Annotated in this window: 16 protein-coding genes; 3 read left to right on the top strand and 13 right to left on the bottom strand. The window is 73.1% G+C overall.

Annotated elements, in window-relative coordinates; translation table 11 throughout:
- Positions 1-22 precede the first annotated feature (22 nt).
- Positions 23-745, bottom strand: coding sequence for a response regulator transcription factor (locus tag AB0G79_RS05395; protein WP_360800408.1), 723 nt, complete (start codon positions 743-745; stop codon positions 23-25).
- Positions 742-2,007: a PspC domain-containing protein gene (locus tag AB0G79_RS05390; protein WP_360800405.1), complete on the bottom strand. Its 1,266-nt coding sequence runs from the start codon at positions 2,005-2,007 to the stop codon at positions 742-744. Before AB0G79_RS05390 ends, AB0G79_RS05395 begins: the two co-directional genes overlap by 4 nt.
- 156 nt (positions 2,008-2,163) lie before the next feature.
- Here AB0G79_RS05390 and AB0G79_RS05385 point away from each other — a divergent pair, with 156 nt between their 5' ends.
- Complete coding sequence (locus AB0G79_RS05385) at positions 2,164-3,501, top strand: PspC domain-containing protein (protein WP_360800403.1); 1,338 nt, start codon at positions 2,164-2,166, stop codon at positions 3,499-3,501.
- 156 nt (positions 3,502-3,657) lie between these two features.
- Here the strand turns inward: AB0G79_RS05385 and AB0G79_RS05380 are convergent, their stop codons facing one another.
- The 4 genes from AB0G79_RS05380 to guaA all read right to left on the bottom strand — a co-directional run bounded on the left by AB0G79_RS05380 (position 3,658) and on the right by guaA (position 8,254).
- On the bottom strand, positions 3,658-4,227 hold the full coding sequence (locus AB0G79_RS05380; protein ID WP_360800401.1) for a DoxX family protein: 570 nt from the start codon (positions 4,225-4,227) through the stop codon (positions 3,658-3,660).
- A 90-nt stretch (positions 4,228-4,317) separates the two neighbouring features.
- Positions 4,318-5,559, bottom strand: a complete 1,242-nt coding sequence (locus AB0G79_RS05375) for a hypothetical protein (RefSeq protein WP_360800398.1) — start codon at positions 5,557-5,559, stop codon at positions 4,318-4,320.
- A 202-nt stretch (positions 5,560-5,761) separates the two neighbouring features.
- Positions 5,762-6,550: a class II aldolase/adducin family protein gene (locus AB0G79_RS05370; RefSeq protein ID WP_360800395.1), complete on the bottom strand. Its 789-nt coding sequence runs from the start codon at positions 6,548-6,550 to the stop codon at positions 5,762-5,764.
- A gap of 111 nt (positions 6,551-6,661) precedes the next feature.
- Positions 6,662-8,254 carry a glutamine-hydrolyzing GMP synthase gene (guaA, locus tag AB0G79_RS05365; protein WP_360800392.1) on the bottom strand — a complete coding sequence of 531 codons (1,593 nt, stop codon included), beginning with the start codon at positions 8,252-8,254 and terminating at the stop codon, positions 6,662-6,664.
- Between the two features lie 331 nt (positions 8,255-8,585).
- Between guaA and AB0G79_RS05360 the strand changes: the two genes are divergently transcribed.
- Positions 8,586-8,876 carry a chorismate mutase gene (locus AB0G79_RS05360; protein WP_360800389.1) on the top strand — a complete coding sequence of 97 codons (291 nt, stop codon included), beginning with the start codon at positions 8,586-8,588 and terminating at the stop codon, positions 8,874-8,876.
- A gap of 636 nt (positions 8,877-9,512) precedes the next feature.
- Here the strand turns inward: AB0G79_RS05360 and AB0G79_RS05355 are convergent.
- The 6 genes from AB0G79_RS05355 to AB0G79_RS05330 all read right to left on the bottom strand — a co-directional run bounded on the left by AB0G79_RS05355 (position 9,513) and on the right by AB0G79_RS05330 (position 22,833).
- Positions 9,513-11,351, bottom strand: a complete 1,839-nt coding sequence (locus tag AB0G79_RS05355; protein ID WP_360800387.1) for a GMC family oxidoreductase — start codon at positions 11,349-11,351, stop codon at positions 9,513-9,515.
- A gap of 41 nt (positions 11,352-11,392) precedes the next feature.
- Positions 11,393-13,051 (bottom strand): succinic semialdehyde dehydrogenase, encoded by a 1,659-nt coding sequence (locus AB0G79_RS05350; protein WP_360800384.1) that lies wholly within the window; start codon positions 13,049-13,051, stop codon positions 11,393-11,395.
- Positions 13,052-13,248: 197 nt separating this feature from the next.
- Complete coding sequence (locus AB0G79_RS05345; protein WP_360800381.1) at positions 13,249-15,033, bottom strand: protein kinase; 1,785 nt, start codon at positions 15,031-15,033, stop codon at positions 13,249-13,251.
- Between the two features lie 158 nt (positions 15,034-15,191).
- On the bottom strand, positions 15,192-18,368 hold the full coding sequence (locus AB0G79_RS05340; protein WP_360800378.1) for a protein kinase: 3,177 nt from the start codon (positions 18,366-18,368) through the stop codon (positions 15,192-15,194).
- A 104-nt stretch (positions 18,369-18,472) separates the two neighbouring features.
- Complete coding sequence (locus tag AB0G79_RS05335) at positions 18,473-20,935, bottom strand: serine/threonine-protein kinase (protein ID WP_360800375.1); 2,463 nt, start codon at positions 20,933-20,935, stop codon at positions 18,473-18,475.
- A gap of 191 nt (positions 20,936-21,126) precedes the next feature.
- The gene (locus AB0G79_RS05330) at positions 21,127-22,833 is read right to left on the bottom strand and encodes a glycerol-3-phosphate dehydrogenase/oxidase (protein ID WP_360800373.1); all 1,707 of its coding nucleotides are present in this window, start codon (positions 22,831-22,833) and stop codon (positions 21,127-21,129) included.
- A 309-nt stretch (positions 22,834-23,142) separates the two neighbouring features.
- On the opposite strand from AB0G79_RS05330, the gene AB0G79_RS05325 reads away from it, so the two are divergent.
- Complete coding sequence (locus tag AB0G79_RS05325; protein WP_360800370.1) at positions 23,143-24,384, top strand: nucleotide sugar dehydrogenase; 1,242 nt, start codon at positions 23,143-23,145, stop codon at positions 24,382-24,384.
- Between the two features lie 310 nt (positions 24,385-24,694).
- Here the strand turns inward: AB0G79_RS05325 and AB0G79_RS05320 are convergent, their stop codons facing one another.
- Positions 24,695-25,819 carry a GuaB3 family IMP dehydrogenase-related protein gene (locus AB0G79_RS05320; protein ID WP_360800367.1) on the bottom strand — a complete coding sequence of 375 codons (1,125 nt, stop codon included), beginning with the start codon at positions 25,817-25,819 and terminating at the stop codon, positions 24,695-24,697.
- Positions 25,820-25,879 lie beyond the last annotated feature (60 nt).

Below are 25,879 nucleotides of genomic sequence, written 5' to 3'. Positions count from 1 at the left end.
TGTCGCGGGTCGGGCCGGTCGCTCAGACCAGACGGCGGGCGGTGGCCCAGCGGGTCAGCTCGTGCCGGTTGGAGAGCTGGAGCTTCCGGAGTACGGCAGAGACGTGGGACTCGACGGTCTTCACCGAGATGTAGAGCTGCTTGGCGATCTCCTTGTACGCGTAGCCCCGGGCGATCAGCCGGAGCACCTCGCGCTCCCGCTGCGTGAGCCGGTCCAGGTCCTCGTCCACCGGGGGCGCGTCCGTCGACGCGAAGGCGTCGAGGACGAACCCGGCGAGGCGCGGGGAGAAGACCGCGTCGCCCTCCTGGACCCGGAAGATCGAGTCGACGAGGTCGGTGCCCGTGATCGTCTTCGTGACGTAGCCACGGGCGCCGCCGCGGATCACGCCGATCACGTCCTCGGCCGCGTCCGACACGGACAGGGCGAGGAACCGGACCGGGTCCTCGGCCGCCGCCATGAGCCCGGCGCAGCGGCGCAGCACCTCGACACCGCCGCCGCCCGGGAGGTGGACGTCGAGGAGGACGACCTCGGGGCGGGTCGCGGTGATGACCGTGACCGCCTGGTCGACGTCGGCGGCCTCGCCGACGACCTCGACCCCGGTGATCGGCGTCCGGCCGATCTCCGCCTGCACGCCCGCACGGAACATCCGGTGGTCGTCGACGAGCACGACCCGCACCCGGCGCTCCACGCCGGGCTCCGTCTCCCCCGCGTCGGCTCCGGTCGCCGCTCCGGTCTCGTCGCTCATCCGTCCGCCCTCTCCATCTCAAGCTCCACTTCGGTGCCCCCGTCCGGCACGGACCGCAGCCGGGCCGAACCGCCGTTGCGCTGCATCCGGCCGATGATCGATTCTCGTACGCCCATCCGGTCCTCGGGCACCGCGTCCAGGTCGAAGCCCGGCCCCCGGTCCCGTACCGAGACGAAGACCGTGCGGCCCTCCACCTCGGCGTACACCTGCACCGCCCCGCCCTCGCCACCGTACTTGGCTGCGTTGACCATCGCCTCGCGCGCGGCCTGCATCTGCGCGGCCAGTTTCTCGTCGAGCGGGCAGTCGCCCACGACGACGACCTCCAGCGGGACGCCGTGCTTGTCCTCGACCTCCGCGGCGGCCTTCTTCACCGCCTCCGCCAGCGTCGCCGGCTCCTCCTCGTCGCTGCCCGTGCCCTCGGGGTTGTAGAGCCAGTTCCTCAGCTCCCGCTCCTGGGCTCGGGCGAGGCGGCGCACCTCCCCCGCGTCGTCGGCGTTGCGCTGGATCAGCGTGAGGGTGTGGAGCACCGAGTCGTGGACGTGGGCAGCGACCTCGGCCCGCTCCTGCGCGCGGATGCGCATGGTCCGTTCCTCGGTGAGGTCCTGGGACATGCGCACCAGCCAGGGGCCGGCGAGCAGGGCTATGCCGGTGAGGACCGCGACGGCGGCGGTGAGGGCCGTGCCGAGCTGGGCGACGGAGCCCCGGACCACCACGAAGACCGCGAGGCCCGTGCCGACGAGGGCGACGCCGACGAGGCCGCGCACGAGCTGGAGGACACGTCTGCGGCTGCCGACCTCGGTCCAGCTGGCCCGGCGGGCGTTGTCCGCCTGTCTCCAGACGAGGACGACACCGACGCCGATGAGCAGGACGGGCCAGACGTACCGCCCGGACTCGTTGCGCATCTCCACGTTGGAGACCAGGGCGATGCCGCCGACCGCGAGGGCTATCAGGGCGAAGACCTGTCCCCGGTCGGGTTTGCGCAGTCGGCGGCGGCCGTCCGGGGTGATCTCGAAGACGGGCCGTGGGGCGGCCCGGCCGCCGACGCCGAGCGGGACGACGATCCAGAAGACCGCGTAGAGCAGGGCACCGAGACCGTCCGTGAAGAACAGCACCCCGAAGAGCGCGCGGACCCAGACGACCGGCACGCCGAGGTGTCCGGCGAGGCCTCTCGCGACACCACCGAGCCACCGCCCGTCGGCGCTCCGGTAGAGCCTGCGCACGGGCGGTTCGTCGGTGTCGGTGACACGAGCGGTTGCGGACATGCACCGATCGTCACACGCCCCGACCTCCCGACACATCAGGGTCGGCCCTGAGATCGTCCCTGGTATGGACTCAGGGACGGACCCCCTCGGAATATCAGGGTCGGGCCAGGGTCGATCCCGGTGCCGCTGAGGGTCACGGGCGGTCACCATGGAGACATGACGAGTTCGAAGTCCTCGACCCACGAGGCCCCGCCGCCGGCGGAGGCCGTGTCCTCCGTGCCCCTGCGGCGCTCGCGAAACAGCAAGGTCGTGGGCGGAGTCTGCGGTGGTCTCGGCCGCTACTTCGACCTGGACCCGGTGATCTTCCGGATCGCCGTCGGCGTACTGTCCGTGACGGGCGGCGTCGGCCTGGTCTTCTACGGCTTCGCGTGGCTGATAGTCCCCCTCGCGGGCGAGGAGGAGAGCGAGGGCCGCAGACTGCTGACGGGGCGGGTCGTGGGCTCCTCGATGGCCGCCGTCCTCATGGCGCTCATCGGCTGCGGCCTCTTCCTCTCGACGCTGCGCAGCGGGTCGATGCTCGGCTTCATGGTGGTGCTGTCGGGCGCGGTGACCGCCGCCGCCGTCTGGTCGCGGCGCCGTGCGGCGGCGGGCGAGACGGAGGGCCCGGACGCGCCGGCCTCGCACACGGTGCCCGAGGCACCGCCCGAGACCAAGGCTCCGCCCATGATGATCTACCCGTCGTGGTGGAAGGACCCGATCGTCAAGGACGGCTCGACCGGTCCGGTGGCCATCGGCTACCTCTGGGGTCCGCACGGCGTCGTCGACAAGGACGGCCGGGTGAACGGCGAGAAGGTGAAGCCCGGCAGCCAGTGGGGCACCGATGACCCGCTCCCCGAGCGTCCGCAGCCGTCCATACGGCGCAGCCCTCGGTCCCTCAGTGGTCTCGTCAATCTGCTCGCCTGTGTCGCGGCCGTCATCGGCGTCACCGTGTCCTGGGAGACCGAGCCGCTGGGCACCAGCCTCGCGACCGGTCTCGCGGCGGCCCTCGCGGTGTACGGCGTCGGGCTGGTCGTCAGCAGTTTCCTCGGCCGCCTCGGCTTCGGGACGATCGTCCAGACCGTGCTCACGGCCTGTCTGCTCGCCGGTGCGACCGCCCTGCCCGACACGATCACCACGGACTGGGGCCGCGAGACCTGGAAGCCCGCCTCGGTCGCCGCGGTGGAGCCCCGGTACGAGCTGGGGACGGGCGCCGGGGTGCTCGACCTCTCGGCGGTCCCGCTGCCGAAGGGGGTGTCCGTCACCACCGAGGCGGAGGTGGGCGCCGGGCAGCTCAAGGTGGTCGTCCCCAAGGACGCGGTCGTGAAGGTCCACGCAGAGGTGGGCCTCGGCGACGTCCAACTGCCCGGACAGGCGCCGGCCGACGTCGACGTCGGCCCGGCCCGCTCCGAGACCCGCACGCTCGCCCCGCCCACCGGGACCACCCCGGCGGGCACGCTGGACCTCTCGCTGAAGGTCGGCGTCGGACAGGTGGAGGTCACCCGTGCTGCTTCATGAGTTCCGTCCCGGCCGGCTGATCGTCGGCCTGGGCGCCCTGGCCCTGACGGCGGCCTTCGCGGGCGACCTCGCGGGCGCCTGGACGACCCCGTGGTACGTGGTGGTCCCGGTGCTCTGCGGGTCGCTCGGCACGGCCGGTCTCGCGACCTGGGTCGCCTATCGAATACGGCGCCGCCGGGAGGCGAGGAGCCTGTCCAGCGACAGTTCGGACGCCCCTGCCAGCAGCAGCGGAAGCCAGGCCATCAGATAGGCGAGGTCGTTGCCCAGGTAGTACGGCTGCACCTGCCAGCTCACGGTCAGCCAGAGGCTCAGCGAGATCAGGGCGCCGCCGAGGGCCGCCACGCGGGCGTAGAGGCCGAGGAGCGTCCCGATTCCGACGGCGAGCTCCCCCAGGGCGATGGCGTAGCCGAAGCCGGTCGGGTTGTGGAGGGCGAGGTCGACGAGGCCGGGGACGGCCGAGGAGTCGCGCACGGCGCGCAGGGTCTCGCCGAGGGAGCCGCTGCCGGTGTCCGCGAGGAAGGAGGCGTCGGTGAGCTTGTCGAGTCCGGCGTAGACGAACGTGACCCCGAGGAAGAGCCGCAGGGGAAGGAGCGCGTAGCGGGAGGCGACGGCCCTCCAGCGGTCGGCGGTGGCCCGCAGGCGCGCGAGGGTGCCCTCAGGGGCGTCGGGGCGGCCCGCTTCTCCGGTCCCGCCGGTGTCGTCCGCCCGGTCCACTCGTCCTGTCATCGTCGGTCACCTCTCCACGCCCCGTACGACTGTTCGCGGAGCGATTCTCCTCGCACCCGGGTACGGGGACACGCGGAGGGGGCCCGGCTTTCAGTCGACGACGTCGATCGTGACCCGATTGGTCTCGACGCCGGCGGCGGTGACGACCGAGACCTCCACGCGGCCGGGTTCCACGTCCGCCGGGAGGGGGACGGTGAGGACCGCGTCCGTCGGGTTGGCGAAGCCGCCCGGGACCGGGACCAGGGGGACGTGGGCGTGGACGGGGCCGATCCGGACGACGAGCCGGGTGAGCGGGTCGGGGGCGGCGGCGCCGGGCGGGACGAAGCCGCAGCCGCGGATCTCGATGTCGTCGCCCGTGCGGATCGGGGCGTCGAGGTCGCCGGCCTCACGGGAGCGGACCACGGAGTGGATGGTGGGGCGGACGCCCTCGGTGCACTTCGCGGCGAGCTGCCAGGCGGCGGAGACGGCGAGCAGCAGGACGAGGGACCAGGGCACTTCGGGGAGCCGGCCGGGGTCGCGCGCGAGGCCGAGGGTGGTCAGGACGAGGACGGCGGAGGAGACGAGGAGGTACTGGACGTCGGCGAGGCTGGCGCGGCCGCTGTCGTCGCAGAGCAGGTCGGCGGCGCGCGGGCGGTCGGCGCGGACCTTCTGGAGGCGGCGTGAGGCGATCCGGGCGGAGACGACGAGCCGGGAGGTGACGGTCACCGCCGAGACGAGGGCGAAGACGGTGAGGAGTCCGGCGCCCCGTGACAGGCCGAAGGTGGTCACGTCCGGGGACGCGAAGACCAGGAAGAGGAGGGTGAAGGCGAGGAGGAGCAGCCAGGCGGCGGCGACGGCGCGGGTGGTGGAGAGCCGGTTGTCCTCACCGATCAGCGGGGCGAGGAGGCCGCCGCGGGTCCGGTGGGCGTGGGCCGCGAGGCTGAGGAGGACGGCGAGGAGCAGGGCCGTGCAGAGGGCGGCCGTGCGGGCTCCGGTCCAGCCGCTCTCGATCGCGGTGAGGGCCTGGCCGAGGAGGAGGGCGAGGACCGCGCCCCAGACGGCGCCGAGGCCCCCGCTCCGTACCCGGTCGAGCCAGGCCACGCCGGCCTCGCGGCCGCGGACGGCGATGGCGCGGGCGGACTGGGCCAGCTCGTCGGAGACCCACTGGCGGGCGGCGACCGGGGAGTGGGCGACGGCGGCGGGGACGCCGTGCCCGGCGGCGAGTTCGTCGCGCCGGGCGACGAAGGCGGCGACCGCGCGTCGGTGGCCGGCCTGTCCGCAGTGGGCGCAGCCGGCGCAGGCCGTCGCGTGCTCGCCGTACTGTCTCGCCTCTTGAACCGCCACGGTGCTCACTCCCGAGCTCGCTGCCGAGCTCACTTCACGACGACCCGTATCGGTGCGTTCCTGTGCGTCCCGATGCGTTCCGCAGGGTCAACCAGCCGTTGGTGCCCAGGAATTGTGTCGCATCGATGACTCCCGGAGCCGCCGTGTACGCCCCGCCGGAGAGTGATTGACGTGCCGTCTCATTGACGTACAGAAGGGTGAAGCGATGGTGTTACGACAGGAGTTCGGGGTCCGTTCGGGTGATCCTGTCCCAGAGCGGCTGGTAGTTGATCCAGGCCACGAGGTCGCTGCCGAGCTGTTCGCGGGTGGCGACGGCGTCGCGGTGGTCGATCGGGACGGGCTTGCCGGCCGCCCGCGCGGTCAGCTGGACCTGGGCGCAGCGCTCCATGGCGATGAACCACCAGGCCGCCGCGTCGACGGAGGTGCCGACGGTGAGGAGGCCGTGGTTGCGGAGCACGATCGCCTTGAGGGTGCCGAGGGCGACGGCGATCCGGCGGGCTTCCTCCGGGTCGACGGTGACGCCGGTGTAGGCGTCGTAGAGGGCGTGGTCCTGGTAGAAGGCGCAGGCCTCCTGCGTCAGGGGGTCGAGGAGTTCGCCGAGCGCGGCGAGGGCCCGCCCGTGGAGGGAGTGGGTGTGGACGACGGCGACGGCGTCGGGCCGGGCGCGGTGGACCTGGGCGTGGACGGTGAAGGCCGCCTGGTTCACGTGCCGGTCGCCGCGGAGGACCTGGCCGTCGCCGTTGACGAGGATCAGGTCGCTCGCGGTGATGTCCTCGAAGGGCGCTCCGAAGGGGTTCACCCAGTAGCAGTCGGGGAGTTCGGGGTCGCGGGCGCTGATGTGGCCCGAGACGCCCTCCTCGTATCCGAGCCGCCCGAAGAGCCGGAGCGCGCCGGCGAGCCGCTGTCTGCGGTGGGTGCGTTCCTCCTCGGCCGTCGCGTGGACGGGCGGCAGGGCGAAGTGGAGCCGTTCGACGGGGACGGGGTCCGGTATCACGCTCATGCGCCGGAAGGTAACGCCCGGCCGGGCAAGTCACCAGAGTCCCGACGGGAACACGGCGAAGCCGCCGCCCCGGAGGACCGGGACGGCGGCTTCGGACACCTCAGGGAGCGATTACTCCCACTCGATGGTGCCCGGGGGCTTGCTCGTGACGTCGAGGACGACGCGGTTCACGTCGGCGACCTCGTTGGTGATGCGGGTCGAGATCTTGGCGAGCGTCTCGTAGGGGAGGCGCGACCAGTCGGCCGTCATCGCGTCCTCGGAGGAGACGGGGCGCAGCACGATCGGGTGGCCGTAGGTGCGGCCGTCGCCCTGGACGCCCACCGAGCGGACGTCGGCGAGCAGGACGACCGGGCACTGCCAGATCTCGCGGTCGAGGCCGGCCGCGGTGAGCTCCTCGCGGGCGATGGCGTCGGCCTCGCGCAGCAGGTCCAGGCGCTCCTTGGTGACCTCGCCGACGATGCGGATGCCGAGGCCGGGGCCGGGGAACGGCTGGCGCTGGACGATCTCGTCGGGCAGGCCGAGCTCCTGGCCGACCATGCGGACCTCGTCCTTGAACAGCTGGCGCAGCGGCTCGACGAGCTGGAACTCGATGTCGTCGGGGAGGCCGCCGACGTTGTGGTGCGACTTGATGTTCGCCGTGCCGGTGCCGCCGCCGGACTCGACGATGTCCGGGTAGAGCGTGCCCTGGACGAGGAACGCGACCTCGGGGCCCTCCTCCTGGAGGATCTCCAGCTGCGCCTGCTCGAAGACGCGGATGAACTCGCGACCGATGATCTTGCGCTTGGTCTCCGGGTCGGAGACGCCGGCGAGCGCGTTCAGGAAGCGCTCCTGCGCGTCGACGACGACGAGCTTGGCTCCGGTCGCGGCGACGAAGTCCTTCTCGACCTGCTCGGTCTCGCCCTTGCGCATCAGGCCGTGGTCGACGTAGACGCAGGTGAGCTGCGAGCCGATGGCCTTCTGGACGAGCGCGGCGGCCACGGCGGAGTCGACGCCGCCGGAGAGACCGCAGATGGCGCGCTTGTCGCCGACCTGGGCGCGGATGGCCGCGACCTGCTCCTCGATGACGTTGCCCGTGGTCCAGTTCGGCTCGATGCCGGCGCCGCGGTAGAGGAAGTGCTCCAGGATCTGCTGGCCGTGCGTGGAGTGCAGCACCTCGGGGTGGTACTGGACGCCGTAGAGCTTCTTCTCGTCGTTCTCGAAGGCGGCGACGGGCACGACGTCGGTGGACGCGGTGACGGCGAAGCCCTCGGGGGCGGCGGAGCAGGCGTCGCCGTGCGACATCCACACCGACTGCTCGACCGGGGTGCCCTCGAAGAGGGTGGAGCCGGCCTTGGAGACGTGCAGCGGCGTACGGCCGTACTCCCGGGCGCCGGTGTTGTCGACGGTGCCGCCGAGGGTCGTCGCCATCAGCTGGAAGCCGTAGCACATGCCGAAGACGGGGACACCCGCCTCGAAGATCGCGCGGTCGAGGCGCGGGGCTCCCTCGGCGTACACGGAGGACGGTCCGCCGGAGAGGATGATCGCCTTCGGGTTCTTGGCCAGCATCTCGGCCACCGGCATGGTGGACGGGACGATCTCGCTGTAGACCCGGGCCTCACGGACGCGACGGGCGATGAGCTGGGCGTACTGGGCGCCGAAGTCGACAACGAGGACTACGTCCGGGTTGGTGACGTCGGGCGCGGCAGCGGGGGTCGCTGATGACACTACGGCGGCCTTCCGGCGGTAGGAGCGGGTCCCCCGAAAGGGGGGCTATTTGTCGATTCTACCGGCGCGCCGACGGCTGCTTTCGTCTCACCATCCGAACCCGGGTTGGCCCCCGGTTCGGGGAGGGGTCCATACTGTCGCCATGCGCAAGCTCACGACCTTCCTCTTTACCTATGGCACCGGCCCGTCCGGCTGCCATGGTCGTGCTGCTTGAGCCACTGACAAGCGACTTCCCAGGCGCCCCGGGCCGACAAGGCCCGGGGCGTTCTGTCGTTTCCGGGCCGTGTCGCCCCGGGGCTCCCGGACCCGACACCACCAGGAGAAGACCACAGTGACCACGAAGACCCTCACCGAGCAGACCGGCGCCCGCACCGACGAGGCGGCGACGCTCATCGGCGACGCCCGCGAGCGGATCGACGCCCTCGACGACCGGATCATCGGGCTCATCCAGGAGCGGATGGCCGTCTCGGCCGTCATCCAGGAGGCTCGGATCTCCTCCGGCGGGCGCCGGGTGAACCTGAACCGCGAGATGGAGGTCCTGGGCCACTACCGGGACGCCCTCGGCAAGCCGGGCACCGCGCTCGCCATGACGATGCTGGAGCTGTGCCGGGGCCGCATCTGAGTTCGAGCCCGGTCTCACCCGTACGGCGCGTGACCGGGCTCGGCCCGGCTTCGTTGGTCCGGTTGTCCGTGCCAGCCAGGGGCGGGCCCGTCAGAAACCACGCGTGGCTTCGCTGGGGCGTGTGGCGTACCTCCGGTACGCCGTGGGACCTCGCACCAGCGCGCGTGACCGAGCAGCAGGGGACAGCAGCTCGGTCACCCAGAAAGGGCGGTCGGTTCCGGGGACGCCCGGGACCGACCGCAACCGGTTCCTCCAGATCCCCCGAAGACATCCCTCGAAGACCCCGTCCCCTCGGCGTCCCTCCTCGTCCCCCTCACTCCACTCCCCCACGCGGCGCGACCCCCCGGCGCCGTCCACCCGGCACCGCCGCTGCCCTGACACCGGTGCCGACACCAAGGGCCCCGTACCGCGACCGGAATCGCGGTACGGGGCCCTTGCCATGAGCCGCCGCGAGCCCGGGCATCGCATGTGACGCGCATCACACCAAGATCCCGTGCAACCCCTACAACCAATCCCGCCCGTCGCAGGTCATCTATGCAGCATCACCAAAAAGCAGAAAAGGCGCTGCACTCGGAGGGGGGTGCAGCGCCTTTTCTCTTGCTCTCGTGCCCGGGCTTCTCCCGCCCCGCTTCCGCCCTACTTCTTCGGCGGGACCTCGGGGATGCCGAGGAAGGGCAGCCGCAGGGCGCCGAAGGCCTCGGCCGGGACGGCCGGCGACTTGGGCTCGATCGCCGAGAGCCGTACGTACTCCTCGCCCTGGCGCGGACGCGGGTCCTCCTCGCCCTTGTTCGGCCAGAACGACATCGCCCGCTCCGCCTGCGCCGTGATCGTCAGCGACGGGTTGACGCCGAGGTTGGCCGAGACGGCGGCGCCGTCGACGACGGAGATCCCCGGGTGCCCGTAGAGCCGGTGGTACGGGTCGATGACGCCGGACTCGGCGTCGGCACCGATCGGGCAGCCGCCCAGGAAGTGCGCGGTGAGCGGGGTGCCCATGAGCTCCCCGATGTTGGAGCCGGCGAAGCCGTTGATCTCCTCGGCGAGGAGGGTGGCGGCCCGGGTGGCCTCCGGGATCTGGACCGGGTTCGGCGCCCCGTGCCCCTGCCGGGCCGTGAGCAGGCCCTTTCCGAGCCCGCCCGGCTTGCGGTAGGTCGTCAGGGAGTTGTCCAGGGACTGCATGACGAGGCCGATGATGGTCCGCTCCGACCAGCGCCAGTTGGAGAGCGAGCGGGCGGCGAGCGCCGGGTGCCTGAGCAGGTTCAGGAACCAGTTCCGCACCCGGTGGGCCCCGTAGGGCACCTGGAGGACGGTCATGCCGCCCATGGAGTTGGAGCCCTTGCCGTACCGCACCGGCTCGATGTGGGTGTTCTCGTCGGGGTGGATCGAGGAGGTGATGGCGACGCCGCGGGTGAAGTCGACCCTGTCCTTGCCGTGGCGCTTCCGGTAGCGGCGGTCGGTGGTCTGCGCGCCGACCAGGCCCTCGGAGTTCGTACGGGTCAGCTCGCCGAGCCGGTGCGAGACGCGCGGCAGCAGTCCGCCGTCCTTCATCCGGTGCAGGAGGGTCTGCGTGCCGTACGTGCCGGCGGCGATCACCACGCGGCGGGCGCGGAAGGTCCGGCCCTTGCCCTTCTTCCGGTTGTCGGTCGGGAGGGTCTTCACCGCGTAGCCGCCGCGCGAGTCCTCGGTGACCGTGACGACCGTGGTCATGGGGTGGACGGTGGCACCCGCCTTCTCGGCGAGGTGCAGGTAGTTCTCGTTCAGGGTGTTCTTGGCGCCGTGGCGGCAGCCGGTCATGCACTCGCCGCACTCGGTGCAGGCGCGCCGGGCCGGGCCCGCGCCGCCGAAGTAGGGGTCGGCGACCTGTGTGCCCGGCTTCACCTTCGCCGTACCGGCGCCGTCGTCGCCGACCGCGTCCCGGCCGTCGCCGAAGAAGACGCCGACGGGCGCCAGGTGGAAGGTGTCGCCGATGCCCATCGCCTCGGCGGCGGCCTTCAGGTGCACGTCCGAGGGGGTCGTCGTCGGGTTGATCCGGACGCCGAGCATCCGCTGCGCCTGGTCGTAGTACGGCCGCAGCTCGTCCTGCCAGTCGGTGATGTCCTTCCACTGCGGGTCGTCGAAGAACGGCTTCGGCGGTACGTAGAGGGTGTTGGCGTAGTTGAGGGAGCCGCCGCCGACGCCGGCGCCGGCGAGCACCATGACGTTGCCGAGCAGGTGGATGCGCTGCATGCCGTACAGGCCGAGCGCCGGGGCCCACAGGAAGTTCTTCAGGTCCCAGGAGTTCTTGGGCATGGTCGCCGGGGTGAAGCGGCGGCCGGCCTCCAGGACGCCGACCCGGTACCCCTTCTCGGTGAGCCGGAGGGCCGTGACCGAGCCGCCGAAGCCGGAGCCGACGACGAGGACGTCGTAGTCGTAGCCCTCGTCGTCGTTCGCGGCGCCGTCCGCCTGCGCCTGGTTTCGGGTAGGGGGTACCGCGGTCATGGCTCTCCTCATACGGAAAGGGGCGGGGACAGACGGGTGGGTCAGCGCAGGCGCAGGGCCTTCATCGCCTTCAGGGACAGGCTCATCACGGCCGCGTACTTCTCGTCGTCCATGCCGAAGGACGGCGCGAGCGGCATCAGCCGCTGCTGGGCGACGGTCTGGGCCTCGGTGTACTTGAGGATGCCCTCGGAGCCGTGGCGGCGGCCGAGGCCGGAGTCCTTCATGCCGCCCATCGGCGACTGCACGCTGCCGTAGGCGGGGGCGTACCCCTCGTTGATGTTGACCGTGCCGGTCCGCAGACGGGCGGCGACGGCGTGGCCGCGGCGCGAGTCCTTCGTCCAGACGGAGGAGTTGAGGCCGTACGGCGTCCCGTTCGCGAGGGCGATCACCTCGTCCTCGTCCGAGAAGCGGTAGACGGAGACGACCGGGCCGAAGGTCTCCTCGGAGCAGACGGCCATCGGGGCCTCGACGCCGTCGAGGATGGTCGGCTCGTAGAAGAGCGGGCCGATGTCGGGGCGGGCGACGCCGCCGGCGATGAGCGTGGCGCCCTTGGCGACGGCCTCGTCGACGTGCTTGGTGACCGTCTCCAGCTGCCGCTCGCCGACGAGGGAGCCCATGTCCGCCCCGTACGCGAGGGAGCTGCCGAGCCGCATGGCCTTGGTCCGGGCCGCGAAGCGCTCCAGGAAGGCGTCGGCGACGGACTCGTGCACGTACAGCCGCTCGATGGAGATGCAGAGCTGGCCCGCGGAGGAGAAGCAGGCGCGGACGGCTCCGGCGGCGGCCTTCTCGACGTCCGCGTCCTCCAGGACGAGCATCGCGTTCTTTCCGCCGAGCTCCAGGGAGACGCCGACGAGCCGGGCGGCGGCGCCCTGGGCGACCTCGCGGCCCGTGCGGGTGGAGCCGGTGAACGAGACGTAGTCGGCGTGCTTGACCACCTCGGGGCCGACGACGGGGCCCTCGCCGATGACGACCTGGAAGACCTCGGCGGGCAGGCCCGCCTCTATCAGCAGGTCACGAGCCCAGAGCGCGGTCAGCGCGGTCTCCGTGTCCGGCTTCATGACGACCGCGTTGCCGGAGACGAAGGCCGGGAGCGCGTCGCCGACGGAGAGCTCCAGCGGGTAGTTCCAGGGCGCGATCTGGCCGACGACCCCGCGCGGCTGGCGCAGCTCGGTGACCTTGGTGAGGGTCGGTACGACGCCGGTGTGGCGCTTCGCGCGCAGGTACGAGGCGGCCTTGCGGCCGTAGTGGCGGGCGGCGACGCAGACCGCCTGGACCTCCTCGTGCGCGTGCAGGCGGGCCTTGCCGGTCTCCAGCTGGATCAGGTCGAGGATCTCGGACTGGCGCTGGAGGACGAGGTCGTGGAAGCGGAGCAGGACGGCGGCGCGGGCCCTGACCGGGGTCGCGGCCCAGACGGGCTGGGCGGCGCGGGCGCGTGCGAAGGCCTCGGCGACGTCCTCGGGGGTGGACTCGGGCAGCTCGGCGAGCCGCTCCCCGGTGAAGGGGGTGTGGTTCGCGGTCCGGCCGGAGCCGATGACGCCGCGGGTCAGCCGGGCGACCACCTCGGGCGTCACGACGTCGGCGGCGGTACGCGCGCCGGCGGGCGCGGGCGCGACAGGGTTGTTCGCGCCGGCGGGCACGACGCCCTTCACGGCGGGGACGTCGGAAACCGGGAGGGCGGCGGGGGCCTGCGAGTCCGTCATGAAGGCGAGCGTATGCGGCGGGCTGCCCTTTGGGTACCCGTCGGTAACGCGTTTTCCGTGCATGCGCGCATCGCGCCAGTGATCACTGGCACATAAGCCCTGATCAGCGGCTTACGGTCGACGGGGGCCGGGCGGGGAGAAATTTCCCGACCGCCCTGGGGCCGCCCGGACATCGCCCGGACCCTGCGGGGCGCGGGTCAGTCGCCCGGTGCCCGCCAGTGCTGGAGCACGATGTCGAACTGCTCCCGCGTCGTCTCCCAGCTCGACTCCGGCGAGGACATGTACACGGCGTACTCCGTGCCGTCGTCCGCGTAGTAGAACTGGTCGATCGCGTGCCGCCGCCCCGGGAACGTCTTCTTCTCGTTCCAGGTGAACTCCCAGAGGCAGGAGCGGACCTGGTCGCGGTAGGTCGTCTGGATCAGCTTCACGCGCTGGTACTCGGGAAGCCGCGTCTCCACGGTCTTCTCCAGGTCCTGCGCGTGCATGTACGGGTTCTCGAAGTCCGGCTTCCGGTCGATGCTGATCCGGATGCGGTGGCGGCCGTTGTCGGGCGTGTAGTCGATCTGGTCGCCCTCCTTCTGCCGCTTCCAGCCGTCGGGTACGAGGAGGCTGAAGCCCGCGGGGTCGTCGACGCGGTGCCAGCCGGCCGGGACGGCGTCCGCGGTGCCGTCGGCGTTCTTGGTGACCGGAGGGGCGGTGGCGTGGGTACCCGGACGGTCGCCGCCCATGAAGTTCATCGCCGCGTAGACGGCGCCGCCCGCGACGAGGCCGGCGAGCAGCGCGGCGGGGACGATCGTGCGCCAGCGGCCTCGGGAGGCGGAAACGGAGGAGGGGGAAGGCGCGGGGGTGGCGGAGGACGGGTCGGTCGGGTGGGGCCAGCGGGAGGTGGGGGCCACGGTGGCGCCGGGCACGGGGCTGAACTCCGTACCGGACAGGCCGGTTCCGTTCTGCCCGCCCGACTCGCGGCCCGACTGGCGGTCCTGCTCGCGGCCCTGCTCGCGGCCCTGCTCGCGGCCCTGCTCGCGGCGGCCCTGCGTGCGAGGCGTCTCGCGGGCCGCCTCGGCGCCCGTCTCCCCGCCGGCCGGGCCGGCCAGTTCCCGCCGCGTCACGCGCTGGGTCGGGACGTACGCCTGGGCCGCGTCCGACGCGCGCCCCTCCATCGCGTCGAGCAGCATCCGCTCGGCCTCGTCCGCGCGCGGCCGGTTCTCCGGCTCCTTGCGCAGCAGCGCCACGATGACGGACGCCAGCGCCCCCGCCTTCTCGGGGTGCGGCGGCTCCTCGGTCACCACGGCCTGCATGGTGCTGATCGGCGAGCTCCTGCGGAACGGCGAGACGCCCTCGACCGCCGTGTACAGCGTGGCGCCGAGGGACCAGAGGTCGGAGGCGGGACCGGGATCGCCGCCCTGTACCCGCTCGGGCGCCAGGTAGTCGATGGAGCCGACGATCTCACCGGTCTGGGTGATCGTGGCGTCCCCCTCGATCGCCGCGATCCCGAAGTCGGTGATGAGGACGCGCCCGTCCCGCGCGAGCAGGACGTTCCCCGGCTTGACGTCCCGGTGCAGCACCCCGGCCGCATGCGCGGCCCGCAGGGCGCCGAGGACGTGCAGCCCCACCCGTGCCGCCTCGCGCGGCTCGATCGTGCCCGCCTCCTTGGCGGCGTCGGCGAGCGAGGGCCCGTCGACGTACTGCATGACGATCCACGGACGGTTGTCGTGCTCCAGGACGTCGTGGACGGTGACCACGCCCGGGTGGGTGATCCGGGCGGCGGCACGCGCCTCCTTCTGCGTCCGTGCGTGCAGGACGAGCCGGTCGGCCTCGGCCACGAACCGGCCCGCCGTCAACTCCTTCACGGCCACGACGCGGTGCAGCACCTCGTCGTGCGCGCGCCAGACCTTGCCCATGCCGCCACGGCCGATGCACTCGCCAAGCCGGTAGCGACCGGCGAGCAACAGCCCCGCCCCTGTGCTCTGAGAATGTTCCACTTGCCCCCGCCCGTTCCTTCGAGTGCCAGGTTACGGAGGGGACCACGGGCGGCGGAACCTCGGGGCGGCCATAGGAACATCACTGTGACCAGGGGACGGTGACATTCCGACGGAGGACCCGGCCGAAGGGCGCGGCGGGAGTCTGCGGAAGGCCCGGATCAGCGTCCGGGGCGGAAGGTCCTCGACGCCTCGTCGTGGATCGCGGAGACCTTGTCGCGCTGCCCGCTCGGGCCGATGACCTGGACGACGTAGTACCGGCCGCCGTCGATCAGCGCCAGGTTCCGGACGAAGACCTCACGGCCCGTACTGTCCAGCCACCAGTAACTTCCCGTCGCCGTCGCCGTCGTGCCGATGTCCACCCGGCGCGCGTCGTCGACGTCCGACCAGCTGGACGCGCGCCAGGGCTCCAGCTCGCGCTCCTTGGAGTTCTGGTACTCCAAGGGATCGGCGCCGTTGTCCCCGACGGAGTCCCGGCCGGGGACGACGATCATCGTGAAATCGCCGCTGGTGTAGCGCACTTGGCCGGCGTCGTTGATCGGACTGCGCCGCCAGCCCTTCGGCACCCCGACGCTGAATCCCTCCGGGTCCCGCTGGAGGACGTACCCGGCGGCCGGGGCGGGCCCGGTCGAGGCCGCGGCGGGCGGGGCCGTGGTTTTCGCGGGGGGCGGGGTGGCCGGCTTCGCGCTCGGCTTCTCCGTGCTCGGCCGGGTACTGGGTTGCGTACTGGGCTCCGTGGACGGCTCGGCGGTCCGCGTCGAGGGGGCGGTCGCCGGGGGCGCGGAAGCCGTCGGCCCGGCGGGCGTCTCCGACTGGCGGGGCATGAAGAAGACGGCGTACGCGAAGGCTCCGCCGACCAGGACCAGGACGGCGAGCAGGAGCGTACGGCCGAGGGAACGCGAGGAACCGCCCGCGCGGGGCGTGCGCGGCGGGCGGGGCGTGCGCGGTGGGCGGGGGGCGCGCCGGGGGACCTCCTCGCGGAACTCCGGCTGGTACGTCCCTTCCTGGTACGCCTCTTCCCGGTACGCCTCCTGCCGCTGCCCCGCCTCGTGGAACTCCTCGTGGAGCTCCTCGCGGAAATCCCGGCGGTACTCCTCGCGGTACTCCGGCTCCTGCGGTCGCGCTTCCTCCGTGCGGCGGGCCGCCGGGCGCGGGTCCTTGCCCCGCTTGTGCCGGTGCCGACCCGCCCCCGAGTCCGCCCCCGCGCGCCGGAGGCGCCGGCGCACGAGTTCGCCGCGGCGCCGGACGATCGGCAGCCGCGTCGCGTCGAACGACTGCGGCGGTACGGCTCCGAAGCCCGTGTCAGGTTCCGGCGCCGAACGGACGAGGGAACGCAGCCAGCCGCGCAGCTCCTCGAAATCGGGCCGCTCGGTGGGGTCCTGGCGCAGCAGCGACTCCACGACCGGGCGCAGCGGACCGCACTCCTCCGCGAAGGCCGGCGGCTCGGCACAGACCAGCTGGACGAGTTCGGCGGCGCTGTCCTCCGGGTAGGGCGCGTGCCCCTGGACGGCCCTGTAGAGGAGCGCGCCGAGCGCCCAGAGGTCGGTGGCGGGGCCGATCGGCGGGGCGAGCCGCCAGTTCTCGTGCACGGGGCCGGCCTGCTCGGGCGCCCAGCGCTCGGTGACGGCACCGACGACGGCGATCCGGGTCTGCCGGGCCCGCTCGGCGGCCAGCCGCGTGGTGGGCCCGCGATGGGCCGGCACCGAGGACGTGGCCGAGGACGGTACGGCGAACCGCTCGGGCCCGGGAACCCCTGCGGGCGCCGGGAGGACGGGCTCCGGGGTCGCGGCCGTGTACCCGGCGGGCAGCGCGGGACGCCCCGAACCGGGCAGTACGGAGCCGCCGCCCGCCGGGATCGGCCCGTCGCCGTCCCGCGAGGCGTGCGGGCCGTCGCTCCAGCTGCCCTTGAGGTGGGCGCGCGGCGCGGGCCCGGAGGGCGGGCCGCCGTAGGTCGCGTCATCGTCGTCGTCATCGTCGTCGTCCGCCGCCTGCGACCACCACTGCGGCTCGGGCGCACCGGAAGCGGGCACGGGAGCGGGCGGCGGCACGGGTACGGGGAGGGGCGCGGGTACGGGGAGGGGCGCGGGTACGGGTACGGGCTCCGCGGACGGGGGCTGCTCCGTGCCGGGCTCCACCGGCGCCGGGCGCTGGACCGGCAGCGCGCCCGACTCGCCGAGCCGGGCCGCCGCACGCGTCGCGGCGCGGTAGGCGGCGATGGCCCCGGCGCGCGCGGCCCGGACGTCGGCGGTGGGCGGCGCGGGGAGCGCGGGAGGCTCGGGGCCGGTCCGTGACCCGCCGGCAGCCCTCGCGGCGGCACCGTACGGATCGGCTCCGTACGGGGTGGGGGCCGGATCGGGGGCGGGCACGGGCTCGGTCTCCAGGTTCGTCACGGTGGCCTCGTAGGGGAGGTACTCGACCCCTTCGACGCCGTCGCCGTCGTCCTGGGCAGCGCCGTACGGGTCCTCGAACTCCCCGCTCTCCGCCGCCTCCGCCTCTCCGTGCGCCTCCCCGTACTCCTCCGCCTCCTCGTACTCGTCCTCGGCTTCCTCGCCCTCCTCCTCGCCCTCCTCCTCGTCCTCCTCCGCTTCCTCGTACTCCTCGTACTCCTCGTAGACCTCGGCCTCGTACACATCGGCGTACTCGGAGACGGGAGCGGACGCGACACCGGGCGGCGCCACTCCCGGCAGGCCGTCCCCGAAGCCCGTCCCGAACCCGCCGCCGTCACCCTGCTCGGGCACGGGCGCGTACCCGCACAGGGCCTCCTCGGCGGCGCCCACCGCGAGCCCCGTGAGGACCACGCGCCCGTCGTCGCAGACGAGGACGGTCCGGGCGGTGATGTTCCGGTGGACCCAGCCGTGGGCGTGGAGGGCGCGCAGGGCGGTGAGGACGTCGGCGCCGATCTCGGCCGCGCGGTACGGGTTCAGGGGGCGCTCCGCGAGGAGCGCGGCGAGCGGCCTCGCCGCCACGACCTCGCTCACTATCCACAGCGAGCCCGCTTCGGCGAAGACGTCGAAGACCTGGTCGAGGAGCGGGTGATCGGGGATCTGCGCGGCGGCCTGGGCCGCCTCGATCGCCCGGCGCACGACGGGCTCGGCCGGCCGCCGGGTCGCCCGCCCCGCGGCGCCGTGGGCCCGGTCGGGGCCGTCCGCGCCGTCCAGCACCTCGGCGTCGACGAACTCAGGCAGCGGCACCTGGCGGACCAGGACCTCCTGTCCGCTGTACGTGTCGAAGGCGCGCGTCTCGGTGACGTCGTACGCCCCCGGGTCCGCGCCCGTCCCGGCCGACGCCAGCGGCAGGCGGTAGCGGTCGGCGAGCACCCTTCCCGCGTAGTCGTCCACGACGCCTCCCCACGCGAGTCAGTCAATTCCGGTCCGCCGTCGAGCAGTTAGCGACCTCGGTCGACTGCTTCCGGCTCACGAACTCTCACGATACGTGGGACCGGTCAGTCCTTGGGGCTGAACGTGGCGAACGCCGTCTCCCGCAGCGTCCGGCACTCCTCGCCGTCCCACGCGTCCGCCCGGCAGGTGATCATGATCGAGTAGCCGTGCTTGTCGTCGACCTTGAAGCCGCGGTTGAGGACCCGGACGGGCTGGCCCTTCTGCGTCCGCGTGAACTCCCAGTCGGCGACCGTCGGATACCCCTTGTAGGAGACGGTCCTGATGCCGATGTGGCGGTAGTCCTGGCTGGTGACGGCCACGCCGCCCTGGGCGAGGGCCCAGGCGGTCGCCGCGTTGTCCTTCGGGCTGGCGTTGAAGTCCACCTGGACGCGCGGGAAGCCGCCGTGCTCGCTGAGTATCACGCCGAGGTCGTAGCCCCGTATCGAGCTGGGCTTGAAGGTGCCGGGGACCGCCACGGAGAAGCGCAGCTTGTCGTTGGTGACGAGCGCGTAGCCCGCGGGCAGCACCGCGCCCTTGCCACCGCCGCCGGTGGTGCCGGTGGGCGTGACACCGCCCTTCCCGTCCGTGGAACCGTTCGAGCCGTCCGATCCGGTCGAGGAGTTCGAGCCCGTCGAGCCGTTCGCGCCGCTGGAGCCGTCGGAGCCGGTGCTGCCGGTGCTGCCGGGCTGCACGCCGCCCTGCTGCCCGGGGCCGCCCACGCCGCCGTCGGACCCGGAACCGGAACCGGAACCGTCGGCCCCGGCGGAGCCGTCGCCTCCGGCCGAGGCGCCGGCCGAGGCCGTGGTGCCGCCGTCGCCCTTGCCCTGGTTGCCCTCGTCGCTCCCGCCGCCGAGGGAGACCGCGAGGATCGTGCCGAGTATGGCGAGGACGGCGACCGCGGCGATGATGATCAGCGTGCGCCGCGGAACGACGTCGGTCAGCGGCGCGCGGGCCGGGGCCGGCTTGCCGTCACCCCGCAGCGGCTCGGTCGCGAGCCGGGGCCGCGGCCGGGCGTCGGGCCCCGCGGCCTGACCGGCCGTCGGCTCGGCCTTCACGGAAGCGGCCGCGTTCCGTACGGACTTCAGCGCCCCGCGCATCCGGTCGGCCGGCGCGTCGGGCCCCTTGCCGGCCGCGGGAACCTCCGGGGTCCCGGCGGGGCGAGGCGGCAGCGGTACGACCGTGGTGACCTCGGCCGAGGCCGCGGGCGCCGCCTCGGGCGCGTCGAGCACGGCCCGCAGCAGGACCCGCGCACGGGCGTCGTCGAGCCGCTGCGCCGGGTCCTTGGCCAGGAGCCCGTAGATGACCTGCTCCAGCTCGGGCGTCGCGTTCTTCGGCGGGTCGACCGGCTCGGTCATCACCGCCGTGAGCGTGGCGATCGCGGAGCCCTTGTCGTACGGCGGATTGCCCTCGACCGCCGCGTAGATGAGCCCGCCGAGCGACCACAGGTCGGCGGCGGGGCCGGGCTTCTGGCCCCGGGCGCGCTCCGGCGAGATGTACGAGGGGGCGCCGACGAGCATGCCGGTGGAGGTGATCGAGGGGTCGCCCTCGACCTGGGCGATGCCGAAGTCGGTCAGGACGACGCGGCCGTCCTCCGCGATCAGCACGTTGGACGGCTTCACGTCGCGGTGGAGGATGCCCTCGCGGTGCGCCGAACGCAGGACGTCGAGGATGGCGAGGCCGACCTCGGCCGCGCGCCGGGGCGTGAGCGTGCCGTCCTCGCGGACGGCGTCGGCGAGGGACTTGCCCTCGATGAGCTCCATGACGATCCACGGACGGTCGTCCTCGTCGACCACGTCGAAGACGGTCACCGCGCCGTTGTTCCGGACCCGGGCGATGGCCTTCGCCTCGCGCAGGGTCCGGGTGATGAGGCGTCGCTTCTCGTCCTCGTCGATGCTGCTCGGGAAGCGGAGCTCCTTGACGGCGACGTGCCGGCCGAGGGTCTCGTCGACCGCGCGCCACACCGTTCCCATGCCGCCGCGTCCGAGGACGACGCCGAGCCGGTAGCGCCCGGCGAGGAGACGGCCTTCCGAGGCCGTGTCCTTGCGGAGCCGGTCGCCGCCGAAGCTCGCGCCGGCGCCGTCCCCGGCACCGAACCCGCCCGAACCGGTCGACGGCTCGGTCCCCCGCAGCCGCCCACCGGAACCGGCGGCCGCCACGGCCGCACCGGTGCCCGCGCCCGGACCCGTACCGGCGGCCGGGCCGGAACCCGCCACCCCGTCAGAGCCCGTCGCCCCGTCAGAGTCCTTGCCCGCGACGCCCGATTCCACCGCGTCCCGCACGACTCCGTCAGCGCCCTTCACGCCCTCGGCGCGCTCGGCGCCGTCGGCCGCCCCCACGCCCTCGGCCGCCCTGGCGTCCGTGACCGCTTCGACGTCCACGACGTCCTCGACGCCCTTCGCGTCCCGCGGGCTCCGCTCCGCCTCGCGCGCGGCCGGGACCGCTCCTCGGTCGCCGTCGGTCGCGGCCCCCGCGGCGGCGTCCCGCCGGGGGTCCTTCGCCGTGTCCCGCGACTGCTCCGCCTCCGACATGCGTCCCCTCTGCGATCCCTGATCTCCGCCGCGACTGCCGCTTCCGGCGCGATGTGGTAACCGGCCCTGGAAGAGAGGCCATTGTCCCTCACTTCGGGAAGGGTGCCGCCCCCGGGTCCGTACTCCGGGATGACGACGCCCCAGGACACCCCCCGGGTTCCCCCGGGACCCCGGCGGACACGGACGTCCCGTCAGATCGGCACGATGTCCGGCGCCCCGAGCCGGGCCGCGTCCGCCGTCAGATCGTCCGGCTGGCGCTGCGACTCCCTCTCGGCCTCGACTCTCTTCTCGTAGTGCTCGACCTCCTTGTCGACCTGGCGGGCGTCCCAGCCGAGGACGGGCGCCATCAGCTCCGCGCACTCGCGCGCGCTCCGCGTCCCGCGGTCGAAGGTCTCGATGGAGATCCTGGTCCGCCGGGTGAGGACGTCGTCGAGGTGGCGGGCGCCCTCGTGCGAGGCCGCGTAGACGATCTCGGCGCGCAGGTAGTCGTCGGCTCCGGTGAGCGGACGGCCGAGGTCCGGTTCTGCGGCGATCAGTTCGAGGACCTCCTCCGCCAGGGAGCCGTACCGGTTGAGGAGGTGCTCGACGCGGACGACGTGCAGTCCGGTCCGCGCCGCCGTTCTCGCCCGGGCGTTCCACAGCGCCCGGTACCCCTCGGCGCCGAGGAGCGGGATGTCCTCGGTGACGCAGGGGGCGACTCGCTGGTCGAGGCCGTGCACGGCCTCGTCGACCGCGTCCTTCGCCATCACGCGGTACGTCGTGTACTTGCCGCCGGCCACCACGACGAGGCCGGGGACCGGATGGGCGACGGTGTGCTCGCGGGAGAGCTTGCTCGTGGCGTCGGACTCGCCGGCGAGCAGGGGCCGCAGGCCCGCGTAGACGCCCTGGACGTCGTCGCGGGTGAGCGGGGTGGCGAGCACCGTGTTCACGTGCTCCAGGAGGTAGTCGATGTCGGCGCTGGAGGCGGCCGGGTGGGCCTTGTCGAGGTCCCAGTCGGTGTCGGTGGTGCCGACGATCCAGTGGCGTCCCCACGGGATGACGAAGAGGACGGACTTCTCGGTGCGCAGGATGAGTCCGGTGGTCGAGTGGATGCGGTCCTTGGGGACCACGAGGTGGATGCCCTTGGACGCGCGGACGTGGAACTGGCCGCGCTCGCCGATGAGGGCCTGGGTGTCGTCCGTCCACACCCCGGTCGCGTTGACGACCTGGCGGGCCCTGATCTCGTACGAGCCGCCGGACTCGACGTCCTGGACGGTCGCGCCGACGACCCGCTCGCCCTCGCGGAGGAAGCCGACGACCCGGGCACGACTGGCGGCCCTGGCCCCGTAGGCCGCGGCGGTGCGGACGAGGGTGGTGACGAAGCGGGCGTCGTCCATCTGGGCGTCGTAGTACTGGAGGGCGCCGACCAGGGCGTCCTTCCGGAGGCAGGGCGCGACCCGGAGGGCACCGCGCCGGGAGAGGTGGCGGTGGACGGGGAGGCCCCGGCCGTGGCCCGAGGACATCGACATCGCGTCGTACAGCGCGACGCCCGAGCCCGCGTAGAACCGCTCCCAGCCCTTGTGCTGGAGCGGATACAGGAAGGGAACGGGCTTCACGAGATGCGGTGCGAGCCGCTCCAGGAGCAGACCGCGCTCCTTGAGGGCCTCCCGCACGAGAGCGAAGTCGAGCATCTCCAGGTAGCGCAGGCCGCCGTGGATGAGCTTGCTGGAGCGGCTCGACGTGCCCGAGGCCCAGTCGCGGGCCTCGACGATGCCGGTGGAGAGGCCTCTGGTGACGGCGTCGAGGGCGGTCCCGGCGCCGACGACCCCCGCGCCGACGACCAGCACGTCCAACTCACGCTCCGCCATGGCCGCGAGCGCCTCGGTGCGCTCGGCGGGGCCCAGTGTCGCTGTCCTCACCACTGCCGCCTCCCGTCGTCCTCCGTCGTCCGTCCGCACGGACCCGTGCCCGCGCCCGTGCGGCGAGCCGCCGGCCTCGATCCGCGAGTCGCGCGACGCGAGCCGCGCCCGCACGCCCGGCGAGCCACCCGCTGTGGCGTGGCTCACAGACTTGATTCTGTCCCCCTCCGCCGACATCAGCCACCGCCCCGCCGCCACCCTGTGGATAACACTCGGCGATCTTCCGCCCCACAATGCCGCATATCGGTCATATTTACGCCTAGTCTGACATCCCCCGGCCCGGCTACTGGGAAGGACGGCCCATCCCCCATGCCCGCTGATCTCGCCGTCATCGGCCTCGGCCACCACGGACTCCCCCTCGCCCAGGCCGCCACCGCCGCAGGCATCGACACCATCGGCTACGACACGGACCCCCGTCCGGCGGCCGAGCTCTCCGCCGGCCGCTCCCCCGTCGACGGCTCCCTCACCGCTCCCGAGATCCGCCGCATGCTCGCGGGGGGCTTCCGGCCGACCACCAACACCGCGGAGCTCGGCCGCGTCCGCACCGCCGTCCTCTGCGGGCCGACCCCCCTCGGCCCCGACCGGACCCTCGACCTCACCGCCGTCACCGAGGCGGCCCGCACGCTCGCCACGCGGCTGCGCCCCCACACCACCGTCATCCTGGAGTCCCCGGTCCCGCCGGGAACCACCGAGGGCCACCTGCGCGACGTCCTGGAGATCGGCTCGGGGCTCCGCGCGGGCCGCGACTTCCACCTCGCGTACTCCCCCGGCCGCCTCGACCCCGGCAACCGCACCCACGGCTTCTCCGGTACGCCCAAGGTCATCGGCGGCCTCACCCCGGCCTGTACGGAGTCGGCCGCCGCCTTCTACGGCCGGCTGACGGACAAGGTCGTCCGCGCACGCGGGCCCCGCGAGGCCGAGACGGTCAAGATCCTCGAAACCAACTTCCGGCACGTCAACATCGCGCTCGTCAACGAGATGGCGGTCCTCTGCCACGAGCTCGGCGTGGACCTCTGGGACGTCATCCGCTGCGCCGAGACCAAGCCCTTCGGCTTCCAGGCCTTCCGCCCCGGCCCGGGCGTCGGCGGCCACGGCGCCCCCGTCGACACGATCGGCGGCCACCGCCCGCTCCGCCTCGTCGAACTCGCCGGCCAGGTCAACGAGCGCATGCCCCAGTACGTCGTCCAGCGCGCCGCGACCCTCCTCAACGAGCACGGCAAGTCGGCCCGCGGCGCCCGGGTCCTGCTGCTCGGGATCACGTACAAGCCCGACCTCCCCGACCGCCAGGGCTCCCCCGCCGACGAGATCGCACGCCGCCTCATGGACCTGGGCGCGGCCGTCAGCTACCACGACCCGCACGCCCCCGACTGGCGCGCCGGCGAGGTCCCCGTCCCGCGCGCGGACTCCCTCTACGAGGCCGCCGCCCACGCCGACCTGACGATCCTGCTCCAGCACCACCGGACCTACGACCTCCAGGGGCTCGCGGTCAAGGCCCAGCTGCTCCTCGACACCCGGGGCGCCACGCCGGCCGGGACGGCCCACCGCCTCTGAGCAGTCCCTCCGAAGGAACCGGAATCCCCTGTGCCGCCGTCACAGGCGGCTCCTAGCCTCCGGGTCCGCGGGCGGCGTGTAGTTCGGCGCCCTGACGAGCGCCTGGAACGAGGGCAAGGACCCCCTGACGTTCCGCTTCCTCGGCATCGCCGCCTTCGCCGCGTTCTCCGGCGCCCGGAAGGCCGCCGCCTGACCCGTACGCGCGCGCGTGCACCCGTACCCGTACCCGTACCTGTACCTGTACCTGTACGCGGAAGGGCCCCGCACCGAAACCGGTGCGGGGCCCTTCCCCGTACGACGAAACAGACGGTCAGCGCTTGTGCTGGGCGTCCGCGACGGTGACCTCGACGCGCTGGAACTCCTTGAGCTCCGTGTAGCCCGTGGTGGCCATGGCGCGGCGCAGGGCGCCGAAGAAGTTCATCGAGCCGTCGGGGCGGTGCGACGGGCCCGCGAGGATCTCCTCGGTGGTGCCGACGATGCCGAGGTCGACGAGCTTGCCGCGCGGCACGTCCTCGTGGACGGCCTCCATGCCCCAGTGGTGGCCCTTGCCGGGCGCGTCCACGGCGCGGGCCAGCGGGGAGCCGATCATCACCGAGTCGGCGCCGCAGGCGATGGCCTTCGGGAGGTCGCCGGACCAGCCGACGCCGCCGTCGGCGATGACGTGGACGTACCGGCCGCCGGACTCGTCCATGTAGTCGCGGCGGGCGGCGGCCACGTCGGCGACGGCGGTCGCCATCGGGACCTGGATGCCGAGCACGTTGCGCGTGGTGTGGGCCGCGCCACCGCCGAAGCCGACGAGGACGCCCGCCGCGCCGGTGCGCATGAGGTGCAGGGCCGCGGTGTACGTGGCGCAGCCGCCGACGATGACCGGGACGTCGAGCTCGTAGATGAACTGCTTCAGGTTCAGCGGCTCGGCGGCGCCGGAGACGTGCTCGGCGGAGACCGTCGTGCCGCGGATGACGAAGATGTCCACGCCGGCGTCGACGACGGCCTTGGAGAACTGCGCGGTGCGCTGCGGGGAGAGCGCGGCGGCGGTGACGACACCGGAGTCGCGCACCTCCTTGATGCGCTGCCCGATCAGCTCTTCCTTGATCGGGGCGGCGTAGATCTCCTGCAGACGGCGGGTCGCGGTCTCCTCGTCCAGCTCCGCGATCTCGTCGAGGAGCGGCTGCGGGTCCTCGTACCGCGTCCAGAGCCCTTCCAGGTTCAGGACGCCGAGGCCGCCGAGCTCGCCGATGCGGATGGCGGTCTGCGGCGAGACGACCGAGTCCATGGGAGCCGCCAGGAAGGGCAGCTCGAAGCGGTAGGCGTCGATCTGCCAGGCGATCGAGACCTCCTTCGGGTCCCGGGTGCGCCGGCTCGGTACGACGGCGATGTCGTCGAACGCGTACGCCCTGCGGCCGCGCTTGCCGCGCCCGATCTCGATCTCAGTCACGATGTGTGGCCTTTCCCTCTACGTCTGCGCCTACCAGTATCCCCGACACAAGCGTGAGGG

This window comes from Streptomyces sp. NPDC020807 (genome assembly GCF_040641575.1).
Lineage (GTDB): Bacteria > Actinomycetota > Actinomycetes > Streptomycetales > Streptomycetaceae > Streptomyces.
The sequence above is the reverse complement of the archived record's forward strand: the minus strand, read 5'-3'. Positions and strand labels throughout refer to the sequence as shown.